Origin of the sequence: Dyadobacter sp. 32, assembly GCF_902506755.1 — a bacterium.
Classification (GTDB): Bacteria; Bacteroidota; Bacteroidia; order Cytophagales; family Spirosomataceae; genus Dyadobacter.
The window spans coordinates 5,941,073-5,961,999 of sequence record NZ_LR735258.1 but is presented as its reverse complement, the minus strand read 5'-3'; the positions used below and the strand labels follow the sequence as shown (position 1 = coordinate 5,961,999).

Below are 20,927 nucleotides of genomic sequence, written 5' to 3'. Positions count from 1 at the left end.
ATTTGATACTGATTTAAATACCCTCCCTTACATATGCTTTTACCGTAGCACATTTCTTACCTGCAGACTTCCCATAGGGGCGCACCGTGTAAACATTCACATTTGCCGGTACAATAAAGGTTTCAGCATAATGAATAATGTGTGGTTCAAATTGATTATCAGGACTTTCTATGATCACCTCTTCCCCTTCAACCAAATTCACCACGTTCAGGTTGCCATGGGTGTGATGCACAACCGTATCATCGAACCAATGCCTCCTCGTCTCTATAAACTGCGTTTGGTACAATCCCGTTGACTCCTCCTTCACATGTTCGTTCTTTGATATCCCGGTAATGTTGTTAAACAGATTTTCTTTTACCCATGCCTCATCCCGTGTCCAGTCAATTACCTTTTTGCCATGCTCAATATTAATTGGCCGAGGTAAACCATCCATTCCCAGTCTTCCCCAATCCCACAATTTGAATGTGAAGATATATGGCGTTGCAGAGATCTCCAGAACAACCGCATTTTTCCCAGAGCAATGGATCGTTCCGGCAGGGATCAGAATATGATCATGCTTTTTGACGGAAATCTTATTGACATATTTATCTGCATCGAAATCACTGGTCCCCTTTTGTGCTGCTTCCAGCTCTTCGATCATCGCCGCGCTGTCAACATCCTTTTTGGTACCCAGATACACACATGCGTCTTCCTCAGCCTCCAAAAAATAATAACTTTCATCCTGGGTGTAATCCATACCAAACTGCTCTTTGATATACGCTTTGGTCGGATGCACCTGTAAACTCAGATTACCGCCATCCATGGTGTCCAGAAAATCGAAACGGATGGGAAATTCAGCCCCAAAAGCATTGTAAACCGATTTGCCGAGTAATTGCTCTGGTCGTTTCAGAACCAAATTAATCGAAGGAAGCTCAAAGGTATGCACACCAAATTTGAAAAGCAGACTGTTTTCTTCGGGCACACAGTCGAAGCCCCAGGCAAAGTTTACTTCCCTTCTGTCCAGATCCACCACTTCTTTCAACCATTGCCCACCCCATGGGCCGGGATCGAAGAATGGAACCACTCTGAATGGTTGCTTCACGGCTGCGTCCAGTCCGGCATTGTAATCGTCAGCGCTGATCATTTTAGGCTGTTCCCATACATTGGCATCAATAAAATAATCAATCCGCTCAAAAAAGGACACTTTATGCCGATCCAGCACCCGCCAGTCGACGAAGTAGGCTTGTTTGTATTTTAGTGCAAAAAATTCTTCGAGATTTTTCACTCCCAAGTTACCCACCTCGTTCCGTTTCATTCTTTTCTGAATCTCCCATCTTGCCAGATCCATATAAATCAATAGGTCACAATCTGCAAAAAGAGCTGCTCCTTCTCCGTAAATGACAACCGTTCCGGAAGCGGAATCAGCAATTGTTTCTTTTTCATTGGTAACTCTTTCCAGATCGAAAAAATCAGTGATCTGCAGATTATTCATTTTGCCAAAAATCTGGTCATCAGTCACAAATGGATGTACCATTTCCTGAATGACGTCCGGACTTTTCAAAAAGTCATTTGTGTTGATTATGGCATCGGGTTTCAGGAATTCTGCTATCGCTGCCCGAACCTGATCGGTCGGAACACCATGATATAGATCTATACCGACTATGGTTCTCTTTTTGCTTTTGGCCTGAATCAAACCATTAATTTCATGGACAATATTTTGCCATCCAACCAGACATTTATCGCCGGACTTGCTTACTTCTACAAATGGAAATTTTTCGTAATTGGAAACCATCACTTATATTTTTGTTTAAATAATTCATAAACCCCAAGTATGCCTGCGTTTTCTAGCTGAAACGCCTCAGTCAGCTCCACATCCGTGGAATTTATCCAGGCGTGTTTGTCGATCATTCCTTGGATGTAAGGCAGGATAATGTGGCTGCTCTTCATAATGCCACCGCCAAAAATTACCTTTTGTGGATCATAGGCATGTACAAGATTGATCACACACAAAGCCCACACTTTCAGACATCGGTTTTTGAGTTCAATAGCCAGGGCATCTCCCGTTTCGGAAAGCTGAAATAGGCTCTTGAAGTCAATCATTTCCACCTGAGACAATTTACTTCTTGAAAAATCAGGAGATTTCCGGGCTATTTCTGTTAAAACCCAGGTAGAACTTTCGCTCTCCACGCAGCCAATGTTACCGCAATTGCAAATATTACCCTCGGAGTTAATGGTGGTGTGCCCGCCCAGGTTACCGGCAATAAAATTTTTCCCGCGAAGCGGTGCACCATTAACCAATACGCCGGTTCCCACACCTGTTCCCAGTGTAACCAGCACCAGATCCGTGCATCCAACACCAGCACCATGTTTCCATTCTCCGATGAGCGCCGCCCTTGCATCGTTTTCAATAACCAGCGGCACACCAAAATTAGCTGTCGCCCAGGCATTCAAATCGATTTCCTCTGCTCCCGGATATTTTACATATTTGGAAAGAATGACGTTGGTCTGAAAATTGACAATTCCCGGAAACGCAAAACCGATTCCTGCAAGGTTAAAATCAGTTCCGTGCAGCAATTCCCTAATTTCCAGTACAATATCTGCGAGCCGCTCTTCAAAAGTCAGCTCAGATGCCGCCTCAATGTTTTTATCAACAAGAATCTCATTCTCAAAAATGAGTGCGATTTTTATTCTTGTACCACCAAAATCAATACCTGCAAAAACTTTTCTCATTCGATTGTTCTTAAAAATCTCACCACGTTTTTTCTATTTCTTCTAATGTTTTCCCCTTTGTTTCCGGAATCATCTTAACCGTAAAAATCAAAATGATGATGGCGTTGATCATGAATATCCAGAAGGTTACTGCGCCGCCGAATGTTTTGAGAAAAAATGGCGTCAACTGTGTGATGGCCACAACGCCGATCCATAAAACCAATGTCGCCAGAGACATCGCCATGCCCCGGATTTTGGTAGGGAAAATCTCAGACATCAAAACCCAGGGGATGGGTCCTAAGGAAACTGCAAAACTGGCAATATAACCAAGGATAAAAATAAGCAGCCATGGTCCTTGATCGAAGTGAAAATAAAAGCACAATCCAGTGGCAAACAGACAAATCACCATGCCCGTAACGCCCCAGATCAACAGCCTTTTTCTCCCTGTTTTATCTATAAGCCAAATTGCAACGAGGGTGAAGATCATATTGACCAGCCCGATGATAATGGTTTGTGTAAATGCCGATTCGGCTCCGAAACCAATACTTTTGAAAATTTCGGGTGCATAGTAAATAATGGCGTTGATACCCGTAATCTGCGAAAACAAAGCAAGCACTATCCCTATTACCAGAGGTTTTCTTAGTTTGATATCGAGAAGGTCTGACAGGCTACCCTTATCGTTTTTGAGACTTTCTGTTATCTCTGCAAAAATTTCCAATGAAACCTTTTTCCCGTTAATTTTTTCCAGAATTTTCATTGCCTTTCCATCCCTGGATCTGGCAGCAAGCCAGCGCGGACTCTCCGGAACGAAAAACAGAAGAACAAAAAATACAGCCGCCGGAATAACCTCCGAACCAACCATGTAGCGCCACCCGTACTCGGTGTTCCAGGCTTCGTCCCCTGCCTGGCTGATTTTCAGGTTGATCACGTAGATAATATTGATTCCCAACACAATAGCGAGCTGATAAAAAGTAACCAGCCTGCCACGAATATTTGATGGGGCAATTTCGGATATGTACATCGGGCAAAGCATGGAGGCAGCTCCTACGCCAATACCGCCCAACAAACGCATGATAATGAACATAGTGAGGTCATTGGCAATGGCGGAACCATATGCGGAAATAGCAAAAAACAGTGCAGTAACGACCATTACGGCACGTCTTCCAAAGCGATCGCTGAGATAACCGGCCGACATGGCGCCAAGAACGCATCCCCAGATCGCGCTGCTCGCGGCCCAGCCAACCATTAGTGGCGAAAGGTTAAATTTTATCTGTAAATATCCGATTGCTCCGGCGATTACAGCGGTATCATAACCAAACAGGAATCCACCAAAAGCGGCAACACTGGTGAGGAGAATGATGTACGGAATATTGCTTTCCGTTGGTGCACTTTTGATCTCTTGATTAATCATCTTCAGTGGTTCCCTGGTTTAGTTTGCGCTTTAAATTTCACCCTTATGAATCTCGGACGATACAGATTCGGCTTGTTTTCCACTATTTTGAAAAATTTGAAACTGTTCACGTTGTAGGAAATCAGCAGTTCGCCCTCTTCGGAAAGCGCAGGATGTGCTTTGGCGTTATAAGTAAACAGATCAGGATCACTGATGTCGGCAGATGTTTTGTAGAGTGTGATCCGTGGTCCAAATGGCCCCACTGGAGTAGGCCCAACCTGCATGCAGATGTCAGGGAAAATCCCCCCCAGCTGATACACGAGCGCATATTTCCCTTTTGCAAGCCTGCTTACACTCATTTCGTTGGAAACAGAATCGCTCAATGCCGCCGCCGACTTCACATCTTTTGCCCAGCTTTTCCCGTCCCAGAATTCCCATTGGCCGAAAGACTCAATAGCATCCGGTTTCACTCTGGCCGAAACCAGCCTTTTGTTCACTCCTTTGGTCCCGTACACGTAGACAAATCCATCCGCATCCAACTCACCGGCAGATTCGCTGTTGTTAAATACACCCGCCCCGAATGAGATGGTTTCCTCACCTGTTTTGTAATTGTTGAACGGCAGTTCCGTTTGTGTCTGATCAGTGTAGGGGAACTTGCTGTTTGCCGGAATCCTGATGAGTGCATTACCCGTTTCTTTAAAAGGAAAGTCCGATTTGTCGTTGGTATTGCTGATTTTATAGGCGAATACAAAAATGTCTTTATTCGCCGCAGGATTTGCAAATCCATCCCCCAGCCAGAAATAGGTGTCTTTGTCAGGTTTGTCGGTTTTTGGGGTAAAAATGGCTTTGTAGGTTTCATTTTCCTTTGCCATTTTAAAGGTGATGCGTGTACTATCCGGCGTTTTATCTTTCAAAACAGCAATGGAATTGTTGATCATCACATAACCCGGTTTCAATTTTTCACCATTGATCTCCCCGATCATCGTATCACTGAAAAGGAAAATTAAACTATCTCCTTTCTGAGAATCCTTTCCCGAAAATGGTATGGCAAAAATACCATCGCCACCAAACCAGCCATATTTTCGTAGAAACAGATTTGTCCATTCCGGTGCAGGCTCTGCCGTAAATTCATTTTCATTTATTTGCAGTTCTTCAGTCGCCTTTTCCTTCTCCGACGTCTTGGGCGTGCAGGAAGCCAAAATGACCATAAGCAGCAGCATGTAATATTTCATGGTTGAATGTATTGTTTCGTTAATCATAAACCCTCACAGCTAATAATGAAGTTAAAAAAAGGATCCTGCTACTACTTTAAGATAAATATCCATTTTCCTGCCGGCTTCCTCCAATAACTATTCCCAAACCGCGATCTACCCTGAAAGCCTGGTATTCCAGCCTTGCCCACGTTCCTGATCAGTTGTTTCAAATTCTCTGTCTGCTGTACTTTCAGCGGGCCGTCCAACAGGATATCATACCAGTGTGAAGGATCAAAATTCTCAATCGCTTCCAGTTTTAGCCCATGTCCCTCAATCTTCTTTCTCAGAGAAACCAATTGATCCAGCGTCCAGAGCTTTTCCTGGTTATAGGTCTCGCCCCATCCGTCCAGATTTCCCCGCGCCACTTTTGGATTGGAACCCTTGATATAATTTACAAGCTGGGCCACAATGTGTGTGGCTCCGCACTGGTTGGCAAACCGGAGGTTTTCATCTGTAAGTGACTCTGAATACAATCCCAAACCTAGTTTCATAGCTCTTATTTTGGCCCTGCTTTGTAAGTGTAAAGGAAGGTTTCAACACCCAGTCCCAAAACAGTGAGATCTACGGTTAATTCCAGTTTCAGCTCGTCGGTGGTCAGCGAACGTACCTGATAGGTATCTATGGTAGTTGCTGGATTAAACAACCCCTGATAGGAGATCGTGAATGTTTTTTGATCTTCACTGAGGTTCCATTTGTCGTAAAGATTAAATCCATCGAACTGGCAGCTTCCTGTTGCGGTGTCGGTACCATACAGGTAGGTTAAAGTCCCATCCTGATTGAAAAGAATTGCATTATCTTTCTCACAGTCGTTGATGACTTCCTTGTTGCCGTCAGTCAGTTGTAAAATGGAGGTGAGATTCCATTTCCTTTGCGGAATGTTGTCACGAGGCGAAAGCGTTACCTGCATGTTCAAATCTGACACTTCTTTGGCCCCGGAAGCATTAACCGCTTCAAAAGAAAATCCAACCAGCTGATCCACATCCGAGCTTAAAGTATTGTAACTAAAGTCGTAAGAGAAAAAGTTTCCACTGGCGTTTACCGTCATTTCTCCATTGGTGCCGAAGCTGGGGTCAGGCGAAAGATTTTTTGTTTTCTTAATTTTAAAACTTGTCAGTGCCGACGGTGATTCCACATGAACTTTCAAAGCAATTTCTTGTCCCGATTCACTTTTAAGAACGTATTGTCCGTGACCCAGCGCTTTGTCCGCTTCCAGTTCAATTTTGAAACCATCGTTGTCGAAGAAATCTTCGGGGCCTTGTTTTTCTTCGTCGCAGCCCATTACGACCAGCATTATCAGCACGGCGATCAGCCGGCTCAGATATTTATATGTTGTGCTCATTGTTTTGATGGATTGTAGACTGAGTGTCTGTTAAAAACCAGGATTTTGTGGCAAATTAGGATTCACATCACGCTCCTGCTGCGGTATCGGAAACACCTGATAATTCTGACTCAAAACAGGAATGGGCGTTGTATATTCTGCGTCTTTGGCTTTGTGCACTTTATCATTCAACTTGTTCGTCCGCACCAGATCAAACCAGCGCTGCCCTTCACCGATAAACTCTTTACGACGTTCATCTAAAATTGCTTCACGGAAAGCCTCAATAGCTGTGATATTTACAGCAGGAAGGCCGGCCCGTCTTTTCACGATGTTGATGTTTTCATTTGCAATCGGGAAATTGCCTAACTCGGCCTGGGCCTCGGCGTACATGAGCAGCACATCCGAATACCGGATCACCGGAAAATCGTTGGTAGAACCTCCCGCTGTCGGATCAGCCGCCTCATCCCAATATTTTTTGATGTATATATTATTTAAAGTTACAGTTTTGCCATCATCCCCTGTGAAAGAAGTCATGTAAGTAGCGGCCTTTCTGGTATCAGCCGGTAAGTAAGCATCATGGAGGTCCTTTGTCACGGTTTGCCATCCCTGCGTATTGTTCACTTTATCTCTCGCATTGGAAAGTTCCACCGGTAGCAATCTTACGTTGAACTGCCCTACTTCCCAGAAGGATATCGTACCGCCACCATCTCCGAAACCGACTGAAAAGATTGCTTCTTTGCCATTTCGTGCAGCAAGTTTAAAGGCATCGGCATAATTGTCCCAAAGACTGTAAACATTGGAGTCAATCACTTTTTTTGCCTCTGCCGAAGCATTGGCGAAATCCTTTTGAGTCAGGTATACTTTTGCTAAAAGTGCCTGGGCAGCACCCTGAGTTGCTCTGCCTTCCTGAATCTGACCATCTTTCGGGAGCGCGGAGGCATCTTTTAAATCGGAGGTAATTTGTTCATAAACTGCTTCTGTTGGGGCCGCGCCGGGCTCCAATGGGTTATCTTCTCCCAGCAGCAAAGGAACAGGACCAAACATCCTTACCAGATTGAAGTACATTAATCCCCGCAAAAATTTTGCTTCATTAACCAACCTGCTTCTGGTAGCCTCATTCATATTGATACCCGGAATCCGGCTTACAGCAATGTTGGCCAGAAAGATGATTTTGTAATGAACCCTCCATATTTCCAGCAGATTGGCATTGTCTGAATTATAGGAAAAATTCGCCAGCTGATCATTGTATATGGCACCCAGCTGATTGTTCTTCATATTATCAGAAGCAAGGTCGGCAGTGATCCAAAAAGTACTGTGATATGCTCCTGCCGTGTTACCGGCAAAGGGGCCTGCGAAATCCAGATTATAGGATCCCAGGTAAGAATAAATGGCATTTCCCGCTGCAATGGCGTCCTGCTCGGTCTGGTAATAGTTATTCTGTGATACAGTGTTTTGTGGATTCTCGGTCAAAAAATCCTGACAGGAAAATGTGACCGTGCACAAAACCAGAGACAGGAAGGCGGTTTTAATTTTATATGTTAAATTCTTCATTTCACTAGTTGTTAAAGGCCAATGTTAATTCCAACTAAAAAAGTTTTTGTCTGCGGATAGTTGCCATCATCCACGCCCACCACGTTGGTTGACGAGCCGTAGGCATTTCCCTCCGGATTATATCCGCTGTATTTGGTCACGGTAAGCAGGTTTGCAGCGCTCACGTAGAGTTTCAGTCTGTTTACCCGTATTTTATCAAGAACTGACTTTGGCAGATTGTACCCCAGACTGACATTTCTTAATCTCAGATAGGAAGCATTTTCGACAAATCTGGATGAGAAAATATTATCGTTGGCCGTTGCAAGCGGGCGGGCATATTTGTTACTTGGATTGGTTGGCGTCCACCGGTTCTCATATGCATCCAGGAGTACATTCTGCTGACCATTTACATTTTGCAGGTTAAGCAAATTCATGTTAACCATTTGGTTCCCCTGCGACCCCTGAAAGAATAAGTTCAGGTCGAAGTTTTGGTAACTCAGTGTGTTATTCAACCCCCAATAGAACTTAGGCTGAGCAGAACCGATCAACGTTCTGTCCATATCGTTTATAACACCATCAGGTATGCCATCCGGTCCGCTAATGTCTCTGTATTTTCTGTCACCTGCCGCAGGGCTTTGTCCTGCAATGACAGGGCTGTTCCTGGCTTCTTCGTCGTTCTGATAAATTCCATCGAAGACATAACCGTAAAAAGAACCAAGGGGCTGACCTTCCCTGAGGATGTTTCCACCAGCCAGCAATACATCACCCCCACCAGCGAGATTGGTAATTTTGTTTCGGTTTAAAGAAATATTCAATGACGTATTCCAGCTGAATTTCCCATCAAAATTGATTGTACTTAACTCCATATCAACGCCTTTGTTTTCCACATTCCCAACATTGAGCAGCGTATTCTGAAAGCCGCTGGTCACCGGTATTGGTGTTGATAAAAGCAGGTCCGATGTCTTTTTGTGATACAATTCGGTGGTCAAAGAAACGCGGCCCTTCAATACAGAAAGATCAATCCCAAGATTTGCCTGTCTGGTGGTTTCCCATTTAAGGTTTGCGTTTGGATATGAAAGCGGTTCACGGCCATAAATGATGGTCGGACTGCCGCTGCCATTGTTGAACACGCCTTCACCGAATGGTGTAATCAGTGCAAGAGAGCCGTAAGGCGCTATCGACTGGTTACCCGTCAGACCATAACTTCCACGCAGCTTAAGGTTACTGATCACGTCATTTCCCTTCAGGAAACTCTCCTCAGAAACCCGCCAGGCAACAGCTGCCGAAGGGAAAAAGCCATATTTGTTTCCTTTGGCAAATTTGGAAGACCCATCTACCCGGCCCGAAACTGTAAACAGATATTTATTGGACAGAGAATAATTGATCCGTCCCAGGTAGGACATCAGGCTCCATTCCGTTTCACCATTAGCAGGTGGCTGTGGATTTTGTCCGGCGGCAAGATTGTGATAACCCGAGCGGGGATCAGGAAAATCAAAAACAAGAACTTGTAAAGATTCATTTTTAAACTGCTGAACCTCAAACCCAGCCAGTGCACTTAATGTTCCTGCGCCTAACGTTTTATCATAGTTAATGGTGTTGGTACTTAGCCAGGTAAAAGCCTGCAATGTTCCGGAGCTGGCCTCTCCTAAACTGTTTTCTGTACGTTTCAGTCCGAACGGGCCAAATGTATTGGATTTTGTATTCAGTGCATCCATACCAAAACTGGATCGGAAACTGAGATCTTTTGCGAGTTTCAACTGGGCAAACACATTTCCAAGAAAACGATTGGTTCCCGTATTGGCCTGATATTCCCGAGCTTCTGCAACGGGGTTAGCTATTCCGGTTTTCAGATAGTGCTCGTAGGTATAACCCAGGGCTTGCCGGGGATCGTAAACCGTTGCAATGGGATTAAACTGCATGGCTCCCGTAATCACACCCGGTACAATTTGCCCGGGGCCCGTAAGCACACCGTCGGACGTCAACCTGTTGTAAGAAAAATTGGCTCCCACCGACAGATACCTGTTAACCTCGGTTTCAACATTGGTTCTCAGTGAATACCTTTTGAAATTGGATCCTATGACAATACCATCCTGAGTAAAATATCCTCCTGAAAGCGCGTATTTTGTTTTGGCCGTTCCGCCATTCACGGACAACTGATAATTGGCGATGGGAGCAGAACGAAGCAGCTCATTTTGCCAGTCGGTACCTGCGCCCAGTGTTGACGGATTGGTATATACGGGAACCCGGCCGGAATTAATGTTGGCTTCATTCACGAGATTCGCAAATTGATCTGCCCGCAATAATTTCAGCTTATTTGCTACCTGCTGCGTTCCATAGTAACTTTCAAAATTGATACTTCCTGTATTTGCCTTTCCCTTTTTGGTGGTAATCAACACAACCCCGTTTGCACCTCTTGACCCATAGATTGCCGTGGCAGAAGCATCCTTCAGAATTTCTATTGATTCTATATCTCCCGGATTAATGGTGGATAGTGCTCCAATTCTTGGGCCACGCCCACCCACGGACATTTCGCCACCGTCGCCGTTTATAAGCATTCCATCTATAACGTATAACGGCTCGCTGCTGGCATTCACCGAGCTGGTTCCACGAATACGGATGTTGGTTTCTCCACCCGGAGCACCTGTAGACTGCACCACCTGCACCCCGGCCGCACGTCCCTGCAAAGCCTGATCAAAGGTTGTAACAGGTACTGCTTTAAGATCATCTGATTTTATTGACACCACAGAGCCCGTTAGATCAGATTTCCTTACAGTGCCATAACCGATCACAACCACTTCCGAAAGTGCCCTTTCGGACTCGGCAAGTTTAATTGTCAGATCAGACCTGGTTCCCACTGTCACTTCCTGACTTTCATATCCTACAAAAGAGAATACCAACACTGCATCATTATCCGGCACGTTGAGCGTGTATTCTCCGTTGGTGTTTGTAATCGTTCCCTGTGTAGTGCCCTTTAGAGTAATACTAACGCCAGGCAAAGCTTCACCACTTGCTGAGGTAACCTTACCGGCAACTGTACGCTCGGTGGCTGGTTCAATCATCCGGTTTCCAACCGGGTTTCTAACGGGGTTTCCAACCGGATCTTTAGGATTGAGAGCTCCGGCATTTGCAGAGAAATGCAGTGCGATCAAACACAGGACTAATCTTAATCGATATAGTATACGTTGCATATGATTTGTGTTGAAAGTTTTACGCTTGAATCCTATTCGATATGTATGAACATATGAACAAAACAAATATGGGTATAATTTTGGGGTTAAAAAATTTTTCATGCATTTATTTTATCATTTTTATGACTATTCAAAGCATTTGCGATTGTAACATTAAATGCAGCAGGTTCCAGATAAAGAACCGGACAATTACTATACTACTTTTTAGCATTCGCCGCAGTACCTGTCCCCCAGGTTAAACTGGGCTTGTTGCCCATGTTCAGACGTAAAACTCCACCTTTTGCGAAGTCCGAATGAGCGAACCAGTAATTGTTCAAAGGCTTTCCACTTAAGCTTGCACCCTGGATATACATATTTTTTTCAGAGTTGTTTTTTGTCAAAATCGTAAATTTCTTACCCGCGTAATATCTTTGGTCCAGTTCAATTTCCACCGAATCGAATATCGGACTGGTGATCTCGTACGTCGGATTCTGATCTACATTTCCTTTCAGACTAAACAGTCCGATCGACATTAGCGCACTTATCGCGCCCATTTGCCCCTGATCTTCATCATGACCACCATATCCCAGATCTGGCGTAACGCCGCTGTAAGCCTTTTCTTTTACTTTCCTCACCCAATACTGGCTCAGCCACGGCTTACCAGCATGATTAAAAACGTGGGCATTGGAGCAACCTGGCTGATTGGCATAACTTACGTAACCATCGTTATAGGCAAACACAAAGTCGGAAGGTTCGGCTTTGGTAAATGCAAAATTGAGTTTATCACAAAGTACATCATTGCCCCCCATCAGCTTTGCGAGCCCGGCAATGTCATGAGATACCGACCAGGTGGCCTGCCAGGCATTTGCCTCAATCCAGCCTTTGCCCGAAAGCGGATCGTCGTGCAAAAATTCACCCTGAGGAGATTTAGGAAAAATCAGATTGTGTTTTTTGTTGAATAATGTTTTCCAACCTGTAGCTCTGGTACTGAAAAACTTTTGATCCTCTGCTTTTCCAAGCTTGGCGGCGACCTCCGAAAGCGCATAATCCTGAAAGGCGGCTTCAAGGGTAATACCTGCATTATTCTGCCAAAATCCATTTTTGGTATAAAATTCAATGTCTGCCGAATCGCCCAGCATGCCACCCGGAAGCATATTTTGTTTCATTGCCTTATAAGCGTCATTCAGAGAAACTTTGGTAAGCAATCCCTTCTGTATCGTAGAAGAGATCAGGTTTACAGCCGGGCAGCTTGTCATGATGTAGGAATATCCACCTCCGGACGGACCTCTTGGAAGCAAGTACCCATTTTTTGAATACTCGATCATGGATGCCGACATCTCGTCCATTACTTCAGGCCAGGCGAGGCCCCATAGCACGTTCAGGTTCCATTGTGTGAGCCACCAGGCATCGGAACTGTACATGTTGAAACGATTCGCACCCATTTCGGTTTTTGGTACGGTGCGGATTTTGAAATTTGCATCAGTAAAAGTTCCGATCCTCTTTCCGGTGGTTCTGTCCGGGTAGTCGCCCGAAGCATCTGTAATTTTCTGACGTCCCAGTAAAACATGCCATAAATCAGTGTAGAATTTGGTTTTCTGATTCTTCGGCCCCCCACTTACCTTTATTTTACCAAGATTTTCATCCCAGATTTTTAGACTTTCATCTTTCACTCCATCAAAATCCCATCCCGCGCATTCCTGGTTTATATTATTTCTTGCGTTATCAATACTGGTAAAGGATATCCCGATCTTCATATTAATTTGATCACCCGCATTCATATTGAAGGCAGCTGAAATGCCTGCATGGTCTCCACTTACCTTGTTCACATTGCTGACAACCTTGCCATTCTCCCAGCCATCAAGTGATGAAAAAGGTTGGTCAAACTGAATTACGAAAAAGATTTTTACCTCATTGGGCCCACCCCAATAGCGTTTGATGGTACTAAAAGAACCTTCAAATTCCTGCTGACTGACCTTTTTCACATTCGCATCCGACATCGTACTGTTGGATACGTAGCCGCTCAGGTTGGTCAGGATATTGGCTGTTGCGGATTTGGTATAAGTAAAGCGGTACAAACTAACCCTGTCCGTGACGGTATTCTCCACCCATATTTTATTCTCTTCCAGAAAAAGCCGGTGATATCCGGGATGAACAATTTCACTGGTATGTGAAAATTTTCCCTTCCAGCCCTGCTGTCCTTTCAGTCTTTCGGTCTGAGCCGTTCCAGGCATAATTTCAAGCCCGCCTACCATCCAGTGATGGATCTGCTCAAAGCCCAGCACCTCCGTATCATTGTAATTATAGCCGCCCCCATTTTGATTTTTATTCCTTGTCAACGGGGCTGCGCTGGCCATTCCGAATGGTCGCTGACCGGGAATGAAAAAGATGTAACGTCCCCGGTTGGTTTCGATATAGGGGTCTACCCAGGAAACATAATCTGAATTTTCTGTGCTGAATACTTCAATCTCGGAAAAGCCGATATCCCTGCCCTTTCCGTCTGTTGTTACAAATTTGATCCATTTCACAGTTTTGGTATCAAACCTGATTTCCGTCCCCAAGCCATCGTTTGCAATTTCATTCACCCACAGCATAGAACCATCACTAAAAAGTAGTTTACCACCTGCTATTTGATCTTTTAGATTGGGTCTGTCGTATAGAATAACCCTGTTCATCTTTCTTGCACTTTCCCATTCCAGCTGTATCCATGGAAACCTGACATACCCCCAATCCGTGGTATCGCCCTCGCAGGCCCATTCGCCTTTACCATCAACAGAAATAATCCCATCGGCCACATTTCCTGGGAGCGTCTGAGAATTCAAATGACTCGAAGCAGTGATTTTTGCCTGTGAAGATATATTAAATGGTGAAGCCTGCACCGATCCCAAAAAGAGAATGGTGAGTGAAGCAAAAAGAAAGTATGTTTTAAGGGCGTTCATGTCAGATCGGATTCAAGACTTTTGGTATGTTCATACATATGAACATACCAAAAGTAACAAAATATTTATAGAACAAAAATATTTTAAGTATAAATGTGAAAATTCAGTGCGATAGGGAAGCAAATTAAAGAAGTTGGCTACTTTGAGGATTAAATCAGATTCAGCCGCTAAACCCGCGTGAAAGATTAATTACTCAATGACTGCCCGGAAAAAAAGTCATTACCATACTGCTTATTCATGTTGGTGAAATATTAGCAGTTGTTCCACGAGAAATATTCCCACTGTTTCGGGAGTAAACAGTTGTACCTGAGATAACCCAAGAATTATGAACAAATACAAAGATGGTAACAGGGAATACAATTCCTATCAGGACTATTGTAACTCGGATGACTTAGACCCGGATCTCATTTACCTGTATCTTTCGAATGGGAAAAGGGTGCCGCAAAATGACACTGAAAAAAAATGGAAGGCCGAAGCGGATCGGTTAAGAAGCAATGGCAGTTCATTTGAACTGTCTTTCAATTAGAATCGGTAAAAGGATTTCAAAGGTATGATAAGCAATGAAGGTGAACCTGTCTTATATCATTTCCAGAAAGGATTCAGGCAGATGTATTTCCAACCTCATCACCTACAATCGCATTTTCCCAATCGCCTCTAAAAGCATGGTATTCGAACTGGATTTTAACTTATTGATCCGATCCCGTACAAATTCCGACTGCGACTGGGCATGTGCCAAAACAGACAAAATCTTGATGGCAAGCCATTCGTCATCGATATCCAAGCTTTGCGCTACCGGTGTGTATAACGCGGGATAGAGGATGTAATCTCCTTTCAAAGAGGAGAGAATAGATACCTTTTGTTTCACATCGGCCCCGGCATAGATCCGGCCGATCTGATTCTGAAAGGTGGAATCTGCTAGTGAAGTCCGCGTAAGTGCCTCCAGAGCCGACTGAAACAAGCCGATCTTTTTAGGATCCGAAAGCGTTTTTGCAATCAGATTTTTCAGATCGGGAGAGACAGGGACATTCCCCAGCACATATTGATTCAATATCAGCTGTTGATACTTTTCCGAATTGGCTGCCAGGATTTCCTTTAGGAACACAGGGCGGCTAAGCAATCCAGAAGAAAGCACAGCCAGTTGCTCTTTTTCACCCTGATGTATCAAATGCCAGAGCGTAAAAGTGGTATACACCGCGTTTTCGACGGATTCGTCGCTTATTTCCTTCTTGGTAGCACCCGAGGTGCCGTCCACCTTATCGTCGGGACTTTCCGTAAGGTCGGCCATGGAATACTCCCGCAGCACGGACCAGTCATTCTCCAGAATGGAAATCAGCTTTGTATAGTCGGCTGGCTTGAATACACTATGATCGGTTTTGGTCAGCGGATCTTTGTATATCTCAATGCCTTTGAAATCACCTGACAAATCCCAAAAGATCCCCACCTCAATCCGGTTACACTCACCGGTAAGACATACCTCGGTGTCGACATACCGGTACCAGTATCGTTGCCCAAACTGATCAGCAAGGGCGCTTACTGCCACGGAATCCTGCCCGTCGTCCAAAATATGGTATACGGTTGGATCCTTTTGGAACGTCAAGCCTACCAGACTTTGGCTACGGTAAGTTACAAATGGGCTTGTTAAAGCTATGAAACCCAAAATAGCATAATACAACAAGCCCATTCGACGAAAATTAAATTTGAACTTCTTTTACCAATGGAGTAACTGTCTGTGGATATTTCAGGTCGGAGATATATCGTCCCCACTTGTCCGTGGCCAGGCCATAGTCTTTCCGGGTCACTTCCGCCAATTCCCTGCTTGCAAAGCCTCTGAAATCAGAATGAATGTCGTCCAGGTAAGCATGCAGCAACTGATACCCCGTTTTACCACCACAGCGCGCCAGGGCAGCGGCTATATTGACTTCCAAACTACCCCCGTAGGTTCGCCAGCGTACATTTTCGTATTTGGTGGTTTTGAAATTCCCTATATTTTTGTCCTTCAGGATTTTTTCAAAACCACTGATCAGCCTTGGATCCGGAAGCCGTTCGGCGTAGAAACAGAGTCCCAATATTCTGTTATGAAAAGGGACAATTTTGAGGTCAATACGATTGTTGTAGTAATCATTGGTTCTGTTCACCATCCCGCCTCCCGATTGGGTATTCTCCAGTATGGAGCGAACAATGTCCGTGCCCATCGGATTTCCGGACATGGCGAGCAAGGCTACATTCTGGTTTATTTTCCAGAACAGCCCCTCCAACATATTCTTTTTTCTACCCCGGATAAAGTCATAATCATCCACATATCCTTTGGGATATCCGGTTTCGGTTTCTTCATCAAACAGTGCTTCGAGCTCCTTCACAATGAGGGCTACGCCATCGTCGGCACCAAACCAGGCCAGGGCTTTTGCCAGCAACAACTTACCTTCCTTGGTATTGGCGGATTCGAATTTTTCTTTCAGCAATGGCAATGCCGTTGATTTGGGGATACGGCTGCACTCATATAAATATTCGGGTGCGCCTGATGCCAGTTGATTAATCCTACGCTCCACTTCTACTTTGCTGTCGCGCAAATCACCAACCGGCCTTTTCAGAACCTCATCGGTCAGATAACCCAATTTTCGCCATTCCTGCTGCAATTCGGCTATATTATATTGCCTGGGCTGCACTTTCTTCCAGGCCACATCCGCTGCGATTTGTCCGGTCAGATAACCCAATACGAGCAGGTCGGCCGTCATCCGGGTAAATTGCAGGGCATTCTGGGTTTGGCTGAATCCACGTCCTGCCAGCAGCAGTCCATCGAGCTTTTTGGGCACCAGACAACGGTAAGGAACTTCAATGGTAATGTCGTTGGAATGGGGTAAAAGAAATCCGCATTTCGAAAATTCCGATGGCGCAATGTTATGTGGATCAAAGTCGCTGCTTGCCAACGAAATTACATCCTCAAAATGTCGGTTCTCTGCACAATCTATCAGATCCAGCACATGCGTACCTACGATCCGGCGCGATTCCCTAACGGTAAGGAACGGGTGGAAATTATAATGATGCGCCTCATAATGGCTTATAAAAAGCCCTCGCTGGAGTTCCGCGATCTGGGTAATTTCAATGATATCATAGTCGCGATTGGTGGCGGAGGGCAACTTGCCTTTGCCCGCAATGTCCCACTGGCTGTAATTTTGTGTCTCACCAAGACGCTGATTTCCGATTTGGAACTCGGCTCCCGCAAAAGCTGCCAGATCTCCGTCACCGGTTGCATCAATGCTCACCTGGGCCTTAAGTAATTCCAAAACCCCATTCCGGCAAATCACTGCACCTTCCACTTTGTTCTGATCAGTAAGCGCTCCGCAGATCATAGCCCCGGTAACAAACTTCCCACCCTTATCCACAATGCCCTGTAAATGATAGAGCTTGCGACCCATTTTTTTGGTCATGTTCGCTTCGGATGCCACACGCTCTGCCTCATCACTCTGCTGCTTGAAAAACTTACTCTTCACATAACCATGGTAATAACCCATGACGCCACCCATGGTTTTGGTTCCGCCAAGATCATTAAAATAATCCATCACAATGGTAGCGGCACCTTTCTCAACCGCACCCTGGGCGGCCAGCGCTCCTGCTGTTCCTCCACCAGCAACCAGTACCTGACACTGCTGTACTTTTTTAATCTCCTTTGCCCAGTCGAAACGCAAACTCCTGATGGGGATCAACAGGCCTGGTTCCAAATCACCAGAAATCTGAACGCGTGACATGTGTATCTGAGCACCTGCGAGTTCCAGCACTTTCGCCTTGGCAGCGCTCCCGCTATATTTGATGGAGCCAATCAAATCTCTGGCCGCTTTCTGTATGGTGAGTACTTCATTCCCGGATAACCTGCCCGAACCGCCAGAAAGCATATAGTATCCCTTCTGTGACATCTGAGGGATTTTTTTGTTTGCCAGTGTAAAGGAGGTTTCGTAGGCCGTTTCTGTAATCGATGCTTTTGACAAAGAGCCGTCCAGCCCTTTTAAGTTCTTGCCCAGCACCCCGGACAATTTCCTTGCCCTGTGCTCCATTTCATCGATATCAGAGGAATTGACATCAAATTCGTAAGAAATATATAGCTGGTCTTCCGACCGTTTGCCCAAATGAAATGCTACGCTGTTGTTGCGTATCCCATATTCAGGAGATACCGAAACCGTCTTTTTCACCGGATTAGAGGCGTTAGCTATTTCCAGAACAAAACCAGCCTGCTCAAATTTCAACTGTTCACCAGCCAATGCCCTGCTAAACAGCAGTTGATCGGAGGCATCAATAAACTGGTTACAGTCGATTTGGAAAGTTCCCTGTTTGCAGGCAACCATCACGCCGCAAACCCGGTTATCGGCCGTGAGAATACCGCAAACATCGGTCATCAGCAGTACATCCACCTTTTTTTGCAACAAATTTCTCAACAGGGCCTTCCTGATACTTCCGTTAAAAAGAAGAAGTTCATTCCCAAATACACTGTTGCCAACACCCTGCCCCTGCTTATTTTCTACCTCGGCCAGCTCATCTTTTGGCAGAAACATGTCCAGTAGTTCCTGGCCCCACTTATCAATTCCTTCTTTATCGATCCACAATTTTCCTTTGGCCCAGATGTCGTACCCGGGGCTGCTTCTCTTTTCGACGATTAATACTTTCTTTCCCTGTTTGACTGCCTCTGTCGCCGCGAAATATCCGGCCAGACCAGCACCATTGATGATGAGATCATAAGCCCCGGAATCCTTTGCAGGAGAAAACTGCCTGCCTATTTCGGCAAAAGACTGTGAGCTGATCACAGAGCCACCCACAAGAGCTGCTCCGAAAGTGGGTATGCTTAGGTTTAGAAATTTTCTCCGTTTCATTGTTCCTTTATTAAAAGATCCATTTAAAAATTTGACCACCAACCTCGGTTGGATGCTGCATTAAATGTGGAATTTTCCGCTTTTATAAATAGCCCGGGCTCTGCTCAAATTTAGCACCGGTGTTCGCGTCAATTACTTTTTGAGGAATCGGCCAGAATTTATTAAAATCCTTAATGGTACCGCCGGAAGATGGCCCGTTGGCTACTGACGGAAGGGAGTTGTATTTCTTTACACGATCGACCAGCCTTCCCATCCTGATGAGCGTTCTTAACCGGGGCTCTTCCACCACCAGCTCTCTCGAGCGTTCGTCGAGGATAAAGTCCTCTGTAACCTCTGCCCCGGTGATCAGTTTTGCTTTTGCCCGGCTTCTTACCACATTAATATCCTCGGCAGCTTTGGCCAGTTCTCCCTTTCTGAAATAAGCCTCAGCACGGTACAGATAGGTTTCAGCGACCCGCATCCGGCTAAAATCCTTGACGCTGTTTCCGCTCAAAATATTATTGCTGACAGCTGTCCCCTCCGCTTTTCTGTAATAAGGATAGTACATACGCAGGGTGTCCAGCTCAATATTGGTGATGGTGCCATCATTTCTGACAACAAACAATTTCCCATTGGCTGCTTTTCTGGCAATAATTGGTTTTTTGTAATATTCAGGATCCGCCGGATTGTTATAATAAAACACACGCTGTATGTTGTATTGGGAGTTACGCATATCTTTGGGATCTAGCTTCCAGATATCGTATTTCAGATAGTTGGTAGGCGAATTCACGCCAATTCCTCTTCCCAGGCCGTCGGAAGGCAGATTCAGCTTCGCATTGGGAGATTGGGTCCTGTCGTACTCCGGGCCCCAGTACCGGATGCTGTTGTTGGCCGAGCCTGCAGAGAAGCTGCCGCCAATGGTAAAGTTTTCAAACTGCCACGCCCACATCACTTCCTTGTTTCCCTGCGACCAGTTGATCTGCCCATCGGCAAAAACATCAGAAAATACATCGCCGGGTTTGGCAGCGGCTTTTCCGAAGCGAGCTGTCATGATCTGGTAGTCTCCCGCTTCCTTACTGATCACCTTGGTGGCAGCTGCAATGGATTTATCATAAAAGCTGGCATCCTTTTTTTCCAGACCCAGGGAAATATAAACCTCGCTCAGTAAATGAAAGGCTGCTGCCCGGGGTATTCTGCCATCGGGCACTTGCGTTGGCAAAAGCTGGCTGGCCTGTTCCAGATCTCCGGCGGCAAAGGCCAGCACATCGGCCCGGCTATCTCGTACAAAATCGAACTTGGGCTCCGTAATCCGCTCTTTCACCAACGGTACACCACCATAAATATTGGCTAAGAAATTGTAGGTATAACCTCGGAAAAATAGAGCCTGACCCTTGATATTATTCCGATCCGCTTCAGAGATCTCCAGCGCAGGATTATCGATATTTTCGAGTATCAGGTTAGCCTTAACGATCATTTCCTTAAACGCCCAGTCCCAATAAATGATGGTTGCTTCCAGATTGGAATTGAGCAGGCTGTAATCCTTGTTTCCCCTTGCATCGTTCCTACCCCACTGGGTCTGGTCGGTTCCCACCGTCATGTATTCGAAATTGTTGGAGGCAATAATATGCTCCCGGCGTGCACCTTCATACAGTGAAACTACTGCCGCGTCGTAGCCCGCCGCACTGGTCAGCAGGTTTTCCGGACTGAACCGATCCAGTGGCACCTCATCAAGATAGGACTCGCTGCACGCTGTCCCGATAAACAAAAGGGAGACTATTAATAAACTACGGTTATATATTTTTTTCATTTT

Annotated in this window: 13 protein-coding genes; 1 reads left to right on the top strand and 12 read right to left on the bottom strand. The window is 45.3% G+C overall.

Translation table 11 applies throughout. The annotated features are described in order from the left end of the window. Positions 1-13: 13 nt before the first annotated feature. The 9 genes from DYADSP32_RS24370 to DYADSP32_RS24330 all read right to left on the bottom strand — a co-directional run bounded on the left by DYADSP32_RS24370 (position 14) and on the right by DYADSP32_RS24330 (position 14,282). Positions 14-1,771 (bottom strand): class I mannose-6-phosphate isomerase, encoded by a 1,758-nt coding sequence (locus tag DYADSP32_RS24370; RefSeq protein WP_149240323.1) that lies wholly within the window; start codon positions 1,769-1,771, stop codon positions 14-16. Next, positions 1,771-2,709, bottom strand: coding sequence for an ROK family protein (locus DYADSP32_RS24365; protein ID WP_149240324.1), 939 nt, complete (start codon positions 2,707-2,709; stop codon positions 1,771-1,773). The genes DYADSP32_RS24370 and DYADSP32_RS24365 overlap by 1 nt, the downstream gene beginning before the upstream one ends. Before the next feature lie 19 nt (positions 2,710-2,728). After that, entirely contained in the window at positions 2,729-4,099 is a 1,371-nt protein-coding gene (locus DYADSP32_RS24360) for a sugar porter family MFS transporter (RefSeq protein WP_149240325.1), read from the bottom strand. Positions 4,100-4,101: 2 nt separating this feature from the next. Then, positions 4,102-5,310 carry a DUF4185 domain-containing protein gene (locus tag DYADSP32_RS24355; RefSeq protein ID WP_414618023.1) on the bottom strand — a complete coding sequence of 403 codons (1,209 nt, stop codon included), beginning with the start codon at positions 5,308-5,310 and terminating at the stop codon, positions 4,102-4,104. A gap of 71 nt (positions 5,311-5,381) precedes the next feature. Beyond that, positions 5,382-5,822, bottom strand: coding sequence for a mannonate dehydratase (locus tag DYADSP32_RS24350; RefSeq protein WP_149240327.1), 441 nt, complete (start codon positions 5,820-5,822; stop codon positions 5,382-5,384). 5 nt (positions 5,823-5,827) lie between these two features. Next, positions 5,828-6,670, bottom strand: coding sequence for a lipocalin family protein (locus tag DYADSP32_RS24345; RefSeq protein WP_149240328.1), 843 nt, complete (start codon positions 6,668-6,670; stop codon positions 5,828-5,830). 30 nt (positions 6,671-6,700) lie between these two features. Beyond that, the gene (locus tag DYADSP32_RS24340; RefSeq protein WP_149240329.1) at positions 6,701-8,200 is read right to left on the bottom strand and encodes a RagB/SusD family nutrient uptake outer membrane protein; all 1,500 of its coding nucleotides are present in this window, start codon (positions 8,198-8,200) and stop codon (positions 6,701-6,703) included. Between the two features lie 11 nt (positions 8,201-8,211). Next, complete coding sequence (locus tag DYADSP32_RS24335; protein WP_414618022.1) at positions 8,212-11,367, bottom strand: SusC/RagA family TonB-linked outer membrane protein; 3,156 nt, start codon at positions 11,365-11,367, stop codon at positions 8,212-8,214. A gap of 197 nt (positions 11,368-11,564) precedes the next feature. Beyond that, on the bottom strand, positions 11,565-14,282 hold the full coding sequence (locus DYADSP32_RS24330; protein ID WP_149240331.1) for a GH92 family glycosyl hydrolase: 2,718 nt from the start codon (positions 14,280-14,282) through the stop codon (positions 11,565-11,567). Positions 14,283-14,607: 325 nt separating this feature from the next. Between DYADSP32_RS24330 and DYADSP32_RS24325 the strand changes: the two genes are divergently transcribed. Further along, positions 14,608-14,808, top strand: coding sequence for a hypothetical protein (locus tag DYADSP32_RS24325; protein WP_149240332.1), 201 nt, complete (start codon positions 14,608-14,610; stop codon positions 14,806-14,808). A gap of 102 nt (positions 14,809-14,910) precedes the next feature. Here the strand turns inward: DYADSP32_RS24325 and DYADSP32_RS24320 are convergent, their stop codons facing one another. The 3 genes from DYADSP32_RS24320 to DYADSP32_RS24310 all read right to left on the bottom strand — a co-directional run bounded on the left by DYADSP32_RS24320 (position 14,911) and on the right by DYADSP32_RS24310 (position 20,924). After that, positions 14,911-15,963, bottom strand: a complete 1,053-nt coding sequence (locus DYADSP32_RS24320) for a hypothetical protein (RefSeq protein WP_149240333.1) — start codon at positions 15,961-15,963, stop codon at positions 14,911-14,913. Positions 15,964-15,973: 10 nt separating this feature from the next. After that, a complete protein-coding gene (locus tag DYADSP32_RS24315) occupies positions 15,974-19,138 on the bottom strand; it encodes an FAD-dependent oxidoreductase (RefSeq protein ID WP_149240334.1) in 3,165 nt (1,054 codons plus the stop codon). Between the two features lie 82 nt (positions 19,139-19,220). Next, positions 19,221-20,924, bottom strand: a complete 1,704-nt coding sequence (locus DYADSP32_RS24310) for a RagB/SusD family nutrient uptake outer membrane protein (protein ID WP_149240335.1) — start codon at positions 20,922-20,924, stop codon at positions 19,221-19,223. Positions 20,925-20,927 lie beyond the last annotated feature (3 nt).

What these genes read in the sequence shown, in the direction of transcription:
- DYADSP32_RS24370 (WP_149240323.1), bottom strand. Translation starts at nt 1,771, where the DNA reads ATGGTTTCCAATTACGAAAAATTTCCATTTGTAGAAGTAAGCAAGTCC.
- DYADSP32_RS24365 (WP_149240324.1), bottom strand. Translation starts at nt 2,709, where the DNA reads ATGAGAAAAGTTTTTGCAGGTATTGATTTTGGTGGTACAAGAATAAAA.
- DYADSP32_RS24360 (WP_149240325.1), bottom strand. Translation starts at nt 4,099, where the DNA reads ATGATTAATCAAGAGATCAAAAGTGCACCAACGGAAAGCAATATTCCG.
- DYADSP32_RS24355 (WP_414618023.1), bottom strand. Translation starts at nt 5,310, where the DNA reads ATGAAATATTACATGCTGCTGCTTATGGTCATTTTGGCTTCCTGCACG.
- DYADSP32_RS24350 (WP_149240327.1), bottom strand. Translation starts at nt 5,822, where the DNA reads ATGAAACTAGGTTTGGGATTGTATTCAGAGTCACTTACAGATGAAAAC.
- DYADSP32_RS24345 (WP_149240328.1), bottom strand. Translation starts at nt 6,670, where the DNA reads ATGAGCACAACATATAAATATCTGAGCCGGCTGATCGCCGTGCTGATA.
- DYADSP32_RS24340 (WP_149240329.1), bottom strand. Translation starts at nt 8,200, where the DNA reads ATGAAGAATTTAACATATAAAATTAAAACCGCCTTCCTGTCTCTGGTT.
- DYADSP32_RS24335 (WP_414618022.1), bottom strand. Translation starts at nt 11,367, where the DNA reads ATGCAACGTATACTATATCGATTAAGATTAGTCCTGTGTTTGATCGCA.
- DYADSP32_RS24330 (WP_149240331.1), bottom strand. Translation starts at nt 14,282, where the DNA reads ATGAACGCCCTTAAAACATACTTTCTTTTTGCTTCACTCACCATTCTC.
- DYADSP32_RS24325 (WP_149240332.1), top strand. Translation starts at nt 14,608, where the DNA reads ATGAACAAATACAAAGATGGTAACAGGGAATACAATTCCTATCAGGAC.
- DYADSP32_RS24320 (WP_149240333.1), bottom strand. Translation starts at nt 15,963, where the DNA reads ATGGGCTTGTTGTATTATGCTATTTTGGGTTTCATAGCTTTAACAAGC.
- DYADSP32_RS24315 (WP_149240334.1), bottom strand. Translation starts at nt 19,138, where the DNA reads ATGAAACGGAGAAAATTTCTAAACCTAAGCATACCCACTTTCGGAGCA.
- DYADSP32_RS24310 (WP_149240335.1), bottom strand. Translation starts at nt 20,924, where the DNA reads ATGAAAAAAATATATAACCGTAGTTTATTAATAGTCTCCCTTTTGTTT.